The organism is Desulfovibrio psychrotolerans (genome assembly GCF_013340305.1).
Lineage (GTDB): Bacteria > Desulfobacterota > Desulfovibrionia > Desulfovibrionales > Desulfovibrionaceae > Halodesulfovibrio > Halodesulfovibrio psychrotolerans.
On sequence record NZ_BLVP01000043.1, the window covers coordinates 161,679 to 176,225 of the forward strand.

Below are 14,547 nucleotides of genomic sequence, written 5' to 3' on the forward strand. Positions count from 1 at the left end.
CATATTTCCAACCGGACGATTTCCGGCTATAGTCTCTCGATTTCGGGTCGGGAGTCTTTGGCGTGCCCTGTGGCTTCCGGCGCGGCGGCTCCGTAAGCAGCCCTTTTCCGTGTGCGCAGGCGGCCCATGGAGTGGCCGGCCGCAGAACCGCAGGCACGCGGCATATACTTTTTGGAGGGCGAACGCGCACAATGGCATCTGCCACCCCTGTTTTCGGCATTATTCCCGCCCGGTACGAGTCTTCCCGGTTTCCGGGCAAGCCCCTTGCAGACATTCTCGGCAAGCCCATGTTCTGGCATGTGTATACCCGTGCCCGGCAGTGCCCGCTGCTCACGCGCGTGGTACTTGCTACAGATGACCTGCGTATAGCCGATGCCGCGCGGGAGCACGGCGTGGAGTGCGTGATGACCCGGACGGATCATCCCAGCGGCACCGACCGTGTGTACGAGGCAGCCTGCCTGCTGGGCGTGCCGGAAGACGCTGTGGTGGTGAACATTCAGGGCGATGAGCCTGCGCTGAACCCGCAGATGCTCACCCAGCTAGTCAGCCCCTTTACGCAGGATGCGGCGGTGCAGGTGAGCACGCTGGCGCAGTCCGTCTCTGTACAGGGGGCGCACAGCCCGGATGTGGTGAAGGTGGTGTGCTCCGCCAACGGTGACGCCCTGTATTTTTCGCGCGCGCCCATTCCCTTCTGCCGCGATGCGGACGCGGAAGGTCAGGCTGCTGGAGCCTATCACGGCCATATCGGGCTGTATGCCTTCCGCCTTGCGGCCCTGCGGCGGTTCACCGAGCTTGCACCCTCGCGGCTGGAGCAGACGGAAAAGCTGGAGCAGCTGCGGCTTTTAGAAAACAACATTTCCATCCGGGTGGTCATGACACAGCACAAGACGCATGGCGTTGACCGGCCGGAAGATATTGCCACAATCCTCAACATGCTACGGGAGACACCCTGATGAAAGCCCTTTTGGCCCTTGAAGACGGCTTCGTACTGGAAGGCCGCTCGTTTACCGGGCCCGGTGAGGCGGGCGGCGAGGTTATCTTCAATACCGGCATGACCGGCTATCAGGAGATTCTGACCGACCCTTCCTACGCGGGACAGATGGTCTGCATGACGTATCCGCTCATCGGCAACTACGGCATCACCAAGGAAGATATGGAGTCGGGCAAGGTGCACTGCGCTGCGCTCATCGTCAAGGAGTGCTGCAAAACGCCCTCCAACTGGCGTTCTGTGGAGAGCCTGCCGGAGTATCTCAAACGCCACGGCGTGCTGGGTGTGGAAGGTATAGACACCCGCGCCCTGACCCGCCATATCCGCATTAACGGTGCCATGCGCGGGCTCATTTCCACGCAGGAACTGGACCCTGCCAAGCTGGTGGAACGCGCGCGCCAGCTGCCCTCCATGGAAGGGCAGAATCTGGTGGAGGGCGTGGCTCCCCAAAGCCCCTACGCGTGGGACGGCGAAAAGCCCGTGCCCGTGACGCTGACGGACGGAGAATACGCATGGCCCGGAACGGGGCCGCGCGTTGTTGTCTATGACTTCGGCATAAAGTGGAACATTCTGCGCCTGCTGAGCGAGCAGGGGTTTGACCTGCTGGTTGTGCCGCCCTTGTTTACGGCGGAACAGGTGGCCAAGGTCAAGGCGGACGGCGTGTTCCTTTCCAACGGTCCCGGCGACCCGGCCACGCTGAAGGAAGAAATTGCCCAGATAACCAAGCTGGTGGACATGCTGCCCGTGGCGGGCATCTGCCTTGGGCACCAGTTGCTCGGGCATGCCCTTGGCGGCACGACCAGCAAGCTGAAGTTCGGGCATCACGGGTGCAATCATCCGGTCAAGGACCTTACCACCGGGCGCATTGAGATTTCTTCGCAGAACCACGGATTCTGTGTGGAATTGCAGAGCGACGATGTGGAAATAACGCACATGAACCTGAATGATAATACGGTGGAAGGGATAGCGCACAAGACGAAAAAGGTCATTTCTGTGCAGCACCACCCGGAAGCCTGCCCCGGTCCCAACGATAGCCACTATTTCTTCCGCAGATTCCGTGATATGATGCAGGAAGGCGCGGGAGCCTAGCGACTGCCGGATTTTATTCCGCAGGCCGCTCAGAATGGTGGTGCAAGACGCGGGATATGTTCAGGTCCGGTTTATCCGGTTTTACCCTGTGGAGCAGAGATAACTGTGTGCAGGGGTGAACATTCCGCAGCAGTATGCCGCCGCTTCAGCGGTTCGTCAGCCCCGCCGTACTCGGGTGCCGCGCAGAAAGCCCGCGCGGTACCCGGAAGAACAGACCTTCTTGGAGCACCTATGTCCGCGCAACTGACCAAGGCCCGACAACAACTCAATCAGATACGCACGCTCCTCAAGCAGGGGAAATATCAGCCTGCGGCGCAGGCGTATCATGATGCGCTGCTGACTTTTCTTAAAAATCCCCTGATGAAGGCGGAGAAGGAAGAGTTTCAGCGGCTGCTGGAAGACAATGCGCATAACCTGAACAACGACAAGGAGCTGCGTAAGGTTTTTCCGCTTATGATCCAGTACGAACCGGGCAAGGAACGGGAAGTGCTGGAGATTTTGAAGGAACTGCTTCAGGAGCTCATGAACGCTGCCGCCTCCGAGGCGCAGCTGATGATGAGCATGATGGAACAGCGCAGGCAGGCGGAGCTTGAACGCGGGCAGAAACTGCTGGACGAACGGCAGTATGATCAGGCCAACGCGGTGTTCAAGACGCTGGTGAACGAGTTTTCCAAAGACCCGGAGCTGAAGGCTGACATAGGTGACAGGTTTATCAAGGCCGGCCGCTATGAAGAGGCGTACGAATACCTTGCTGCAGCCATTGATGAAAGCCCGGAATCCATACACTTTTACAACCGTATAGGCATAGCCCTGCGCAAGCTGGGCAAGTTTGACGTGGCGGAAAAGTATTTTGCGCGGGCCGTGAAGTTTGCGGGCAGGGACCCCCACCTGTTCTTCAACCTGGGCCGCCTGTACGTGGACTGGCAACGCTGGGACAAGTGTGCCAAGGCTGCGTCCATGGCACTGAAGCTGAACCCGGACTTTGAGGAAGCCCGCAAGATGCTTACCTTTGCCACCAAGCGCATAGGGAAGTAGGGATCACGAAACAACCCTGCTTTGCACCCGAAGAAAGCAAGGCCCCTGCCGGGAAATCCGGCAGGGGCCTTGTTTATGTGTTCCGGTTCAGTCGTGCGGGCTACTTGTACACCGCTCCGCTTGCGGCGCTGCTGACCATGCGGCTGTAGCGGCGTAGCAGCGGGGAGGTTATTTCCTTCTCCAGCGGCTTCCACCCGGCGCGGCGTCTGGCAAGCTCGTCTTCATCCACCAGCAGGTTCAGCGTGCGTTCCGGGATGTTAATTTCTATGCGGTCGCCCTCGCGCACAAAGGCAATGGGGCCGCCGTCTGCTGCTTCGGGCGAAACATGGCCTATGGCCGCGCCGCGCGTGCCGCCGGAGAAGCGGCCGTCGGTGATGAGCGCCACGTCCGCACCAAGGCCGATACCCGCAATGGCTGCGGTGGGCGAAAGCATCTCGCGCATGCCGGGGCCGCCGCGCGGGCCTTCGTAGCGGATGATGATGGCGTCGCCCTTATTGATTTTTCTGGCCATAATGGCGTCGAAGGCGTCCTTTTCAGACTCGAACACCCGTGCCGTGGCGGTGCGGACCATCATTTCGGGCGCAACGGCAGACTGCTTGACCACTGCCCCTTCCGGCGCAAGGCTGCCGCGCAGGATGGCAATGCCGCCCTTCGGCGAGTAGGGCGAATCCACAGGACGGATGACCGTGGGATCAAGGTTTGCGGCACGGCACTCCGCAAGGTTTTCTGCCACGGTTTTACCGGTCACGGTGAGCGCGTCCAGATGGATGTGGTCTGCACGGCTGAGTTCGGCCATAATGGCGGGAATGCCGCCCGCGCGGTGCAGGTCCTGTATGTGCTGGTCGCCTGCAGGCGAGAGCTTGCACAGGTTGGGGGTGCGCCCGCTCACCTCGTTGAACATGTCCAGAGAAATGGGCAGGCCCGCTTCGCGGAACACGGCGGGCAGGTGCAGCACAGTGTTGGTGGAGCAGCCAAGTGCCATGTCTACTGCCATGGCATTTGCCACGGCCTTTTCGGTAACGATGTCGCGGGGACGGATGTTGCGTTCCAGCAGTTCCATCACCTTCATGCCTGCTGTTTTGGCAAGGCGCACGCGCGCCGCACTGGTGGCGGGGGTGGTGCCGTTGCCCGGCAGGGCAAGGCCGATCGTCTCGGAAAGACAGTTCATGGAGTTGGCCGTGAACATGCCCGCGCAGGAGCCGCAGCCGGGGCAGGCGGTTTCTGTCAGGTCTTCCAGTTCTGCCTCGGACATGGTGCCCTGCTTGACGCGCCCCACGGCCTCGAAAACGGTGATAAGGTCTGAGCGCACGCCCGATTTTTCCCCCGCGTACATGGGGCCGCCGCTGACCATGATGGAAGGGATGTTCAGTCGCAGCATGGCCATGAGCATGCCGGGTACGGACTTGTCGCAGTTGGGGATGAAGACCAGCGCGTCAAAGGGATGGGCGGTGGCCATAATCTCTATGGAATCGGCGATGAGTTCGCGGCTGGGCAGCGAAAAATACATGCCCTCGTGGTTCATGGCCAGCCCGTCGCATACGGCAATGGCCGGAAACGCCACGGGGGTGCCGCCTGCCATGCGCACGCCGGCCTTTACCGCATCGGCAATGGTGTTCAGGTGGATGTGGCCTGGAACGATTTCGTTGGCCGAGTTCACCACGCCCACGAGGGGGCGGTTCATCTCTTCTCGGGTCATCCCCAGGGCGTAAAGCAGCGAGCGGTGCGGCGCTTTTTCCAGCCCGTGGGTCATTTTTTTGCTACGCATTCGCGGTGCCCCTGCGGTACCTATGTACCCTGTCTTGCGGCGTTGTGCCTGTTTGCATGCTGTTCACACGGGTGTGCTGTATGCCGCCGTATGCCGCAGCCCCATCGGTAAATCCGTTCCGGGCCTGCATGGCTTATGCATGCTGCGCTGTGCCGTGTATGAACAGCCTGCGGAAATAAACGTTCCTACATCTGTCTGCGTCAACCTAGTTCCGTACAGCCAGCCAACTGCTGACAAAGCCCACCAGCGCGGGCACCGCCACCAGCAGCACGCTCTGTTCGAAGGGCAGAAAACTCAGCTCCACGAACAACGGGGAAAAATTGAGTACATCTTTCAGGGCGTACCATGCAACCCACAGCAGGCACAGAGCGCATATGCCGCCCACAGCCCCCTGCAGCGCTCCGCTGATGAGCAGTGGCAGGCGTATGAACCAGTTGCGCGCGCCCACCAGTTGCAGGATGTCTATCTCGTCCCTGCGGCTGATGAGGGAAAGCTTGATGGTGTTGCCCACCACCAGTGCAAGGACGAACCCCAAAAAGCCGATAACCGGCCACATGATAACCCCTGCAAAGGCGTTCCATGCGCGGGCAAGGTCGTCGCGCAGCGGATTGGCGCGCACGTTTTCCACGCTGGGGAGGTTTTCCAGATATTCGCGTGTCTCGCGCATCCATGTTTCCGTGTCCGGGTCACGCGGGGCAAAACGCAGCATGGCGGTGGGGGGCAGGGGGTTGCGCTCCTTGAGCCAGCCGGAGTGGGAGGTAAGTTGCCTGCCGCCTTTGCCTTCTGCGGCGCGGGCGTGCTCCATGAGGGATTTGAGGGCTTCTTCCGGTGTGTAGGTGCGCATTTCCACCAGCCACGGCAGGTGGCGCATCTCATCCCAGCGCGAGCGCACAAGGTCCATGCCCGTGTCTGCACGCCAGAAGACCTGATAGACCACATCGCCGCGCACCACGTTCAGTTCCTTGTTCAGGTTGCTGAAGCCCAGCAGGAACAGGCCGGAAAGAAAGGTGACCAGCGTAACGGCTGCCAGCGTGAGCAACTGCGCCCACGGGTGCTGCCCGAAGTCGCGGAACCCGCGCCCGATGAGTTTGAGGATAACGGCCATCATCGCCTGCGCCTCCCGTGGGCTGTGCGGCCATCTGGCATGGTGAGCGGGCCTATGGCGCAGGTGTCATCGTCGTCCGTACAGTTTTCTATGATGGCGCCGGGCCAGTTGGCCTCGGTAATCTTGCCATCGTCCAGCCGCAGCAGCTTTGCCTTGGGGTGGCGTGCCAGCAGGTCGCGGCTGTGGGTGGCAAGCACCACGGTGGTGCCGTAGGAATGGAACTGTTTGAAGATATCCATCATGCGCATGGAAAGTTCGGGGTCCAGGTTGCCTGTGGGTTCATCCGCCAGCAGAATCTGCGGGTTGACCACGATGGACCGCGCCACGGCCACGCGCTGCTGTTCGCCGCCGGAAAGTTCACCGCAGGGGGTGTCTATGCGGTTTTCCAGCCCCAGCCCGCGCACCACGGCGCGCACTCTGCGGTCTATGTGCTGGGCGGGCAGGCAGCGCACTTCCAGCGCTATGGCAATGTTCTGGTACACGCTGCGGTGCGGCAGAATCTTGAAGTCCTGAAAGACCACGCTCACCTGCCGACGCAGCAGCGGCACTTGGCGGGGTTTGAGCTTGTTCAGGTTGAATCCCGCCACCTCCACGCTGCCGCGTTGCACGGGCAGCGAGGCATACAGCAGGCGCAGCAGTGTTGTCTTGCCCGCCCCGGAAGGGCCGGAAAGAAACAGAAAATCGCCCTTTTCCAGTTCAAAGGAGCAGTTCTTCAGCGCCCAGTGCGAACCGAAGTTGTGCGAGAGATGGTGTACCTTGAGCATGCTTTCCATGACATTCCGCTTGGGCAGTGGCCTTGTGGTCCGTTACGGTTGCTTTACGCAACGTGAAACGGGAGCCTGCACGGTACAGGCTCCCGGCCGGGATTTCAAGCAGAGTCGGCCATCTCTTTGCGGCAGCATGGCAACCTGCTGCGTCGCATCGGGGTGCCGTTATCAGTGACGGTCTGTTAGCCGCACTTGGTAAACCCGCAGGCATAGCACTTATGGCAGCCTTCCTCGAATACCAGTTCCTGCCCGCAGTCCGGGCAGAGCTGTTTGGAAAGCCCGTTGGCACTGTGCACCGGAACGCGGGATTTGAGGTAGCGGTTTTCCAGCACCCATGCAATGGCGTCCGGAATGGAGAGCAGCAGGCCTTTTTTCTGGAACACGGGGTGTTCGCCGCCAATGCCCTTAAGCTGCTGCACAATGTCTTCCGGCTCCACGCCCACCCGCAGGCACAACGAAACCAGCCTGCCTATGGCCTCCGCCTTGGCGGTGATGGACCTGCCGGATTTGCCGATGGTGGCGAACAGCTCAAAGGGTTTTCCTTCCACCTCGTTGACGGTGACATACAGCACGCCAAGGCCCGTGGGCACCTTTTGGGTGAAGCCGTAAACAATGTCCGGACGGTCGCGCTTGGGACCGCCGGGGGCATGCGGCTTGCCGTCTCTGGGTTCATCGTCCTTTTTGCTGGAATCGCCCGTGCACAGCACCTGCGAGGAGAGGCAGCCGTCGCGGTAGACGGTAACGCCCTTGCAGCCCTGCTCGTAGGCCATCCAGTAGATATTGCGGATATCGTCCACCGTGGCGTCGTGCGGCAGGTTCACGGTCTTGGAAACGGCGTTGTCCGTGTATTGTTGAAAGGCGGCCTGCATCTTGAGATGGTACACGGGTTCTATGTCCATGGCGGTGACAAAGACCTTGCGCAGGGAGTCGGGCAGTATGTCCGCCATCTGGCGAACAGACCCCTTGGCGGCAATGGATTCCATGAGCTTCTGCGACCAGCAGCCTTCTTCGCGCAGGGCGGCTTCGAAATAGGGGTTGGTTTCCACGAGCCGTTCGCCGTCCATGACGTTGCGCGCGAAGGAGAGCGCGAACAGCGGCTCAATGCCGGAGGAGCATCCGGCGATGATGGAAAGCGTTCCCGTGGGGGCTATGGTGGTGATGGTGGCGTTGCGGAAGGGCCCGAGGCCGCGTTCTGCGTAGACGGATTCTGCATAGGCGGGAAATTCGCCGCGCTCTTTGGCAAGCTGGCGGGAGGCCGCGCGGCCTTCTTCCAGCACAAATTCCATAACCCGTTCGGCAAGGTGCACGGCTTCCTGACTGTTGTAGGGAATGCGCAGCTGATACAACAGGTCGGCCCAGCCCATGACGCCGAGGCCGATCTTGCGGTTCATGCGCACCATTTCGGTGATGCGTTCCAGCGGGAACTGCGAGGCGTCGATGACGTTATCCAGAAACCGCACCGCGAGGTGGATGATGCGGCGCAGCTCGTCCCAGTCAACGCCTGCGTCCTTTTCCGGGGCAAAGACCTTGGCGAGGTTTACGGAGCCGAGGTTGCATGCCTCGTACGGGAGCAGCGGCTGTTCTCCGCAGGGGTTGGTGGATTCTATCTCGCCCAGCGTGGGGGTGGGGTTGTCGCGGTTTATGCGGTCCAGAAACACAATGCCGGGGTCGCCGCTTTCCCACGCCTTGCGCACCAGCAGTTCAAAGACCTCGCGGGCGTTCAGCCTGCCGCGTTCGCGCTTGGTATGCGGAGCGATGAGGGGGTATTCCTCGTTCTTCTCCACAGCCTTCATAAAGTCTTCGGTTAGTGCCACGGAAAAGTTGAAGTTGTTGAATTCGCCCTCGCGTTCTTTGGCGCGGATGAATTCCAGAATGTCCGGATGGTCCACGCGCAGAATGCCCATGTTGGCCCCGCGCCGGGTGCCGCCCTGTTTAATCTGTTCCGTGGCGGTGTTGAAAATGCGCAAAAAGGAGACGGGGCCGGAGGCAACGCCGCCCGTGGAGCCTACGCGGGCTTCCTTGGGGCGCAGGCGGGAAAAGGAGAATCCGGTGCCGCCGCCGGACTTGTGGATCATGGCGGCAAACTTTACGGCATCAAAAATCTCTTCGATGGAGTCGCCCACGGGCAGCACGAAGCAGGCGGAAAGCTGGCCCAGATCGGTGCCTGCGTTCATCAGCGTGGGAGAATTGGGCAGAAACTTCCATTCGGTCATCAGATCGTAGAACTGGCGGGCCAGAGTCTCTGCGGGCACAGTGCTCTTGGGGTATTTGTTCTCTTCCTCCGCAATGGAGGAGGCAACGCGCCAGAACATCTGCGTGGAGTTTTCCACGGGCTTGCCGTCTCCGCCCTTGCGGTAATAGCGCTTGGAAAGAACAATCTCCGCGTTGGTGTTTATTTCCACGGGTTTCAGATCTGCCGGAAGTGTCGGTTCTGCCATGGGGTGATATCCTAACATATTAAAATAGTTTATTATTATTTCAGGCCCTTGTGCCCTGTACTAGGAAACATTCTTATCCCAACCACACCTGAAAATCTACACTCTTTTTAGATAATGTGTATCTCCTGCCACGGCGGCGGGTTAGGTGAGCGAGCGCAGCCGCCCTGCGCGCTAGCGAGAGGACTCTGTTTTTTGACTTCAGTCCCGGCTTTGCAGGTATGCGGTTTGTCAGAAAGCGAGGGGGCAGCGGTCTGAGCCGTGCTAACGCGGTATTTTCAATCCCAGTAGGGAACCCTGAAGGCACAGCTTGACCAGACCATGTTTTATGCCTACTATTCTGGTCACAATAATAGTTACAGACAATAAAAGTTGGCGTTATGGCAAACAGACCCCCCATTTCAGTAAGGCGCGGACTCATTCGTTTGGGTGCAGACATTAAGGCAGCCCGCCTGAGGCGTGGCCTGAAAATGGAGATTGTTGCCGAACGGGCAGGGATAAGCCGCGAGACCTTGGCGAAGATTCAAAAGGGAGATCCGGGTGTGGCTATTGGGAACTACGCCTCGGTCATTTTTGCCCTTGGGCTCGGAACTTCGTGGATGAACTTGGCAAGTATAGGGGAAGATGCGGTGGGTCAAAGCCTGGACGAACAGCGCATCCCCAAACGCGCTCGTTCGAAAACCATCGGGCAGGTGACACGTGCCTAAGGAAGTTTTTGTCTACGTGGACCTTCAAGGAGCGCCGCATTTTGTTGGCCGTTTGTGGGCTCACGATGGTCGGAACGGGGAGACTGCCTCTTTTCAATACGCGGAAGAATGGCACAACTCGATGCTGAAGTTCAGCCTGGAACCCTATTTGAAGGTGGGAGAAGGGACATTTGCATCCCCTCAGGGCAAAGCTCTTTTCGGGTCCATTGGGGATTCCGCTCCGGACCGCTGGGGCCGTGTGCTCATGGAGCGCCGGGAGGCGCGTCAGGCCAGACTGGAAAACCGTGCTCCCCGGCATCTGCTCGACTCAGACTATCTGCTCTTGGTATCTGATACCGCCCGGCAGGGGGCGCTTCGCTTTTCGTTGACCAAGGAGGGACCCTTTTTAGCTTCAGATGCCGACACAGCCATTCCGCCTATCATCAACCTTGGCAGACTGCTAGAAGCATCAACACGAGTCCTGAATCGTCAGGAAGTGGATGAGGATATCCGGGATCTGGTCAACCCGGGCGCTTCGCTTGGAGGAGCACGCCCAAAGGCATCGGTATTTGGAACCGATGGACGTTTGCGCATCGCCAAATTTTCCAGTCCGCATGACAGGTGGAATGTTGTCGTATGGGAATATGTATGCCTGCAGATGGCGGCACAGGCTGGCATCACAACCTCTGGCCACCGGCTTGAAAAGGTAGGGGAGGCGAACGTGTTGATTCTTGAACGGTTTGACAGAACCGGCGGGGGGCATCGAATTCCTTATCTTTCAGCAATGAGCATGCTGAATTACTCGGATGGGGAGCATGGTTCCTATCTTGAACTTGCTGAAATACTGAGAGAGAACGGCGCTGCCGCAGAGGCGGATTTAAAGGAACTTTGGCGACGCCTTGTGTTCAACATCATGGTTTCCAACGTGGACGACCATCTGCGGAACCACGGATTCCTTTACGCTGGGTCTGACGGGTGGAGGCTTTCTCCCGTATTCGACCTTGAAGCAACTCCGACCAGCGAAAAAGCAAGAACTTTGCACACCACCATTGACATGTACGATGGAACGGCCTCGCTTGAGCTGGCCCTGGAGGTTGCTCAAGATTTCGGACTTGATCTGAACACTGCCCGGGGAATTGCCAAAGAGGTAGCCAAGGCAACATCCCGCTGGAATGTCTTGGCATCCAGATGCGGGATAACGCCTAACGAGATTGAGTTCATGCGTTCTGCTTTTGTGCACGATGATCTGCGTCTGGGACTCGCGGGCGGAAAAAGCTCCCCGGCCCCATGTTCTACCCCTCCTGCGGTCTGAAGTGAGCGAGGATGCGGGCCAGTATCGCGTCCACATCCGTAGGCGCGCCCGCATGCCCGCCTGAGCCTGAATCGGGGCCTGCTCCGGCGTGCTCATTCCGGTACGGCGCACCAGTCTCCAGCCCCAGAACGCAGGGGGTCTGCAACTGCCGTGCGACAAGGGCGGGCACCACGGGCAGGGCCACATGTGATTGTGGGAGGCCGGGGATGCCGGGAAGCCCGGGAATAGCGGGAAGGCTGTGCAGATTCTGCCGGCCGTGCAGACTGTCCTGCCCGTGCAAGTTGTTCTGCCTGTGTAAGCTGTTCTGCCCGTCTGGATTGCCCGGAGAGGACGGCGGTGCCGCATCATGCTCATCCAGAAACGCCGCCGGTGCCCTGTTCAGCACCAGCAGCTGCTGTTCAAGCCCCAGCCCGGCGGCCATGCGGCCCACCTCGGCGGCGGTTTCCAGTCCGCGGTAGCTCGGCTCGGAAACAACAATCACACCATCGGCATGGGCCACGGTGCCGCGTCCCAGATGTTCCACTCCGGCCTCAAGGTCCACCAGCACCCATTCCCTGCGTTCCAGCACCAGATGCGCCAGCAGTGCCTTGAGCAGGGCGTTTGCCTCGCACGCGCATCCGCCGCCCGCTGCCGTAAGGCCCCCCATGACCAGAAGCCGCTTTTCGCCCGCCGTGCAGCCGGGAAGCGCGGGGCCTCCCAGCGGCACGGGAACAAACAGTGATTCAGGCAGGTCGCCCACGTCCGGATTCAGGTTCAGCATGGTGCCGCCCGCGCGTATGCGCTGCTCAATCAGATCGCGGCGGCCCGCCAGCGGCTCCGGCAACTGGTCGCGTGAAAGGCCGGAAGCCTGCCCCAGCGACAGGGCCGTATCCGCATCCACCATCCAGACCGTCTGCCCGGAGCGGGCCAGATAATCTGCCAGCCACGCCGTCAGGGTGGTCTTGCCCACGCCGCCTTTGCCCGCCACTGCCAATTTCATGAGATACTCCTTGTCCGGTTCGTCTGGCTGCCCAGATACTTCGGTCACCTCGGTCACCTCGGTCACCCCGGTCACCCCGGTCGCCCCGGATGCCGGGATTCTGCGGCGCAACGCGGAATGTTCAGTTATCGCGCGTGGTTCTCTGCGCGTCCCCGGTGGCGGGGCCTGAACATTTCCTGCGCTGCGCCGCGTATGGTGCAGATTGACCCGCAAAAACAGGCAGAACAGCCGGTTACGGCTTCAACCCCAGCGCTTCACGCTTGGCGCGGATACGGGCATCCAGCAGGTCTGCCGCTTTGAGCGGGTCCGGTTCCACCGCAAAGCTTGCGCCCACAAGTCCTTCCAGTCCGTTGAGGGCAAGGTCGGTGACGGTCTGGGAGCCGAGAATGTTGGGCGGCAGGCCCAGATGCGTGTACACGCCGCTGGCCACGGCGTACATGCCTATGGCCGCAGCCTTTTCAGAATACCATTCCGGCGAGGAGGCACCCACGGGCAGGTCAGAGATATCCACCCCCAGCTCGTTGGCGATGAGGCCGCACAGGTGCATGATGCGCGAATTGTCCACGCAGCTGCCCATGTGCAGCACGGGCGGAATGCCCAGCGCGGTGCACACGGCCTTAAGCCCCGGTCCGGCCATGGAGGCGGCTTCCGGCACCAGCAGGCCCGCCTTGCCTGCGGCGGTGGTGACGCAGCCGGTTGCCAGCACCATGATGTCGCGTTCAATAAGGGCCTTGGCCAGCCCCACGTTGGCGGAGTCCTGCTGGATTTTTGGGTTGTTGCAGCCCACAATGGCCACAAACCCCCGGATGGACCCCGCCTTCACGGCGTCCAGCAGCGGGGTAAGGCTGCCGCCCAGTGCGTTGAGGATGGCCTCGTTGGAGAAGCCGGTCATGATGCGCACAGGCTCCACGGGGATTTCCACGCGCTTGGGGTCGCGTTCCGCAAAGGCGTCCACAGCCATCTGCACAATCTTGCGCGCCTCTTCCATGGCGTTGTGCGGGTGGATGTCAAAGTGGATGGCACCGGTAAAGCGTGCCTTGCCGGCAGTGGTTATGAACCGGGTATGGTAGCAGCCCGCTATCTGCACAAGGCTGGGCATGATGCACTGGTAATCCACCACCACGGCTTCCACCGCGCCCGTGACAATGGCCAGTTCCGTCATGAGATGGTTGCCCGCCATGGGAATGCCCTGCCGCATGAGCAGTTCGTTGCCCGTGCAGCACAGCCCGCCCACAGTAATGCCGGAAGCGCCGTGCGCCTTGGCGGCGGCAATAAGCTGCGGCTCGCGCGCGGCGGCAAGAATCATCTCCGAGACCACGGGATTATGCCCGTGTACGAGTATGTTCACGGTGTCCTTTTTCAGGATGCCAAGATTGGCGGTGGACATGGAGGGCGTGGGCACGCCGAAGATGATGTCGGAAAGCTCCGTGCCGATCATGGAGCCGGACCAGCCGTCCGCCAGCGCACAACGGGCGGCGTGGATGAGGGTGTTCGGGGCATCGTTGTCGCAGCCCATGTGGGTGCGGTGCATCATCTCTGCAATTTCGCGGTCCACACCGCGGGGAGTCATGCCCAGCTTTTCCCACAGGGCGCGCCGCTTTTCCGGGGCGCGGGCAAGAAAGCCCACAGATTTGCGGCGGCTGCCGAAGTCGCTGTAGCACTCGTCCACAAGGTCGCGGGCCACATCCATGAGCGGACGCTCCGCCGCGTCTATGCCCAGTTCGGCGGCAATGCGGCGCAGCTTGGCTTCGTCGCGGATGGCGTAGTCTGTGGTTTCGCCCTCCACAATGGCCTCTAGCACCTCTATGAGGTCGCGCCCGTGGTCGGAATGCCCTGCGGAGCCGCCCGCGATGAACCGCCCGAAATTGCGCGCCACAATCACATCGGCATCTGCCCCACACACGCCGCGCTGCAACTTGCCGCTCTTGGTCGCCTTGGGGCTTATGCGGCAGGGGCCCATGACACAGTTGCGGCAGGTGGTGCCCAGTTCACAGAAGGTGCAGTGGGGGGTCTGCTGCTCCAGCCTGTCCCACGCGGTTTCCACGCCTTCTGCCCGCGCCTTGCGGAGCATGCTCCGGGCGTCTTCCCAAATCGAAAGTTCTTCTACGCTACGCTGTTCTCTGGTCATCGCTGTCTCCTGTCTGACCGTTGAAAAGGCATTTTCCAACGGCCGCTATGCTTGGCTTGGTCTTTCGCACCCCCTGCGCCACACGGGCACCACACTCGTCTTTTCCGCAGAACGTGCTCCTGCATGCAGCGTAGGCGGCATTTGCGGTTGTGTCTGTCGGCTGGACGACAAAACTGAACGCCGTACCAATGATTTGGTACGGCGTTCAGCCAGCATGATGACAAAGAGTTCTTTGAGTTTTTTTCGCCTCCGGCGGGC

General features: G+C 60.6%; 10 protein-coding genes. 4 read left to right on the forward strand and 6 right to left on the reverse strand.

Annotation, left to right across the window (positions count from 1 at the left end; genetic code table 11):
* Nucleotides 1-191: 191 nt before the first annotated feature.
* The 3 genes from kdsB (at nt 192) to HUV26_RS16395 (ending at nt 3,112) form a co-directional block, all read left to right on the forward strand.
* On the forward strand, nt 192-953 hold the full coding sequence (kdsB, locus tag HUV26_RS16385) for a 3-deoxy-manno-octulosonate cytidylyltransferase (protein ID WP_174411210.1): 762 nt from the start codon (nt 192-194) through the stop codon (nt 951-953).
* A complete protein-coding gene (gene carA / locus HUV26_RS16390) occupies nt 953-2,077 on the forward strand; it encodes a glutamine-hydrolyzing carbamoyl-phosphate synthase small subunit (protein ID WP_174411211.1) in 1,125 nt (374 codons plus the stop codon). Before kdsB ends, carA begins: the two co-directional genes overlap by 1 nt.
* A 231-nt stretch (nt 2,078-2,308) precedes the next feature.
* Nucleotides 2,309-3,112, forward strand: a complete 804-nt coding sequence (locus HUV26_RS16395) for a tetratricopeptide repeat protein (protein ID WP_174411212.1) — start codon at nt 2,309-2,311, stop codon at nt 3,110-3,112.
* A 100-nt stretch (nt 3,113-3,212) separates the two neighbouring features.
* On the opposite strand, the gene ilvD is transcribed toward HUV26_RS16395, so the two are convergent.
* From ilvD to HUV26_RS16415, 4 genes are all read right to left on the reverse strand, one after another.
* Nucleotides 3,213-4,877, reverse strand: a complete 1,665-nt coding sequence (ilvD, locus tag HUV26_RS16400; protein WP_174411213.1) for a dihydroxy-acid dehydratase — start codon at nt 4,875-4,877, stop codon at nt 3,213-3,215.
* A gap of 205 nt (nt 4,878-5,082) precedes the next feature.
* Nucleotides 5,083-5,985 carry a cell division protein FtsX gene (locus tag HUV26_RS16405; protein ID WP_174411214.1) on the reverse strand — a complete coding sequence of 301 codons (903 nt, stop codon included), beginning with the start codon at nt 5,983-5,985 and terminating at the stop codon, nt 5,083-5,085.
* Nucleotides 5,982-6,746, reverse strand: a complete 765-nt coding sequence (gene ftsE, locus HUV26_RS16410) for a cell division ATP-binding protein FtsE (RefSeq protein WP_174411263.1) — start codon at nt 6,744-6,746, stop codon at nt 5,982-5,984. Before ftsE ends, HUV26_RS16405 begins: the two co-directional genes overlap by 4 nt.
* Before the next feature lie 185 nt (nt 6,747-6,931).
* A complete protein-coding gene (locus HUV26_RS16415) occupies nt 6,932-9,187 on the reverse strand; it encodes a vitamin B12-dependent ribonucleotide reductase (RefSeq protein ID WP_174411215.1) in 2,256 nt (751 codons plus the stop codon).
* A 696-nt stretch (nt 9,188-9,883) separates the two neighbouring features.
* On the opposite strand from HUV26_RS16415, the gene HUV26_RS16420 reads away from it, so the two are divergent.
* A complete protein-coding gene (locus tag HUV26_RS16420) occupies nt 9,884-11,182 on the forward strand; it encodes a type II toxin-antitoxin system HipA family toxin (RefSeq protein WP_174411216.1) in 1,299 nt (432 codons plus the stop codon).
* On the opposite strand, the gene HUV26_RS17030 is transcribed toward HUV26_RS16420, so the two are convergent.
* The gene (locus tag HUV26_RS17030) at nt 11,163-12,161 is read right to left on the reverse strand and encodes an ATP-binding protein (protein WP_174411217.1); all 999 of its coding nucleotides are present in this window, start codon (nt 12,159-12,161) and stop codon (nt 11,163-11,165) included. The two genes, HUV26_RS16420 and HUV26_RS17030, sit on opposite strands and share 20 nt — an antisense overlap.
* Before the next feature lie 232 nt (nt 12,162-12,393).
* Entirely contained in the window at nt 12,394-14,289 is a 1,896-nt protein-coding gene (cooS, locus tag HUV26_RS16430; protein WP_174411218.1) for an anaerobic carbon-monoxide dehydrogenase catalytic subunit, read from the reverse strand.
* Nucleotides 14,290-14,547: the final 258 nt, after the last annotated feature.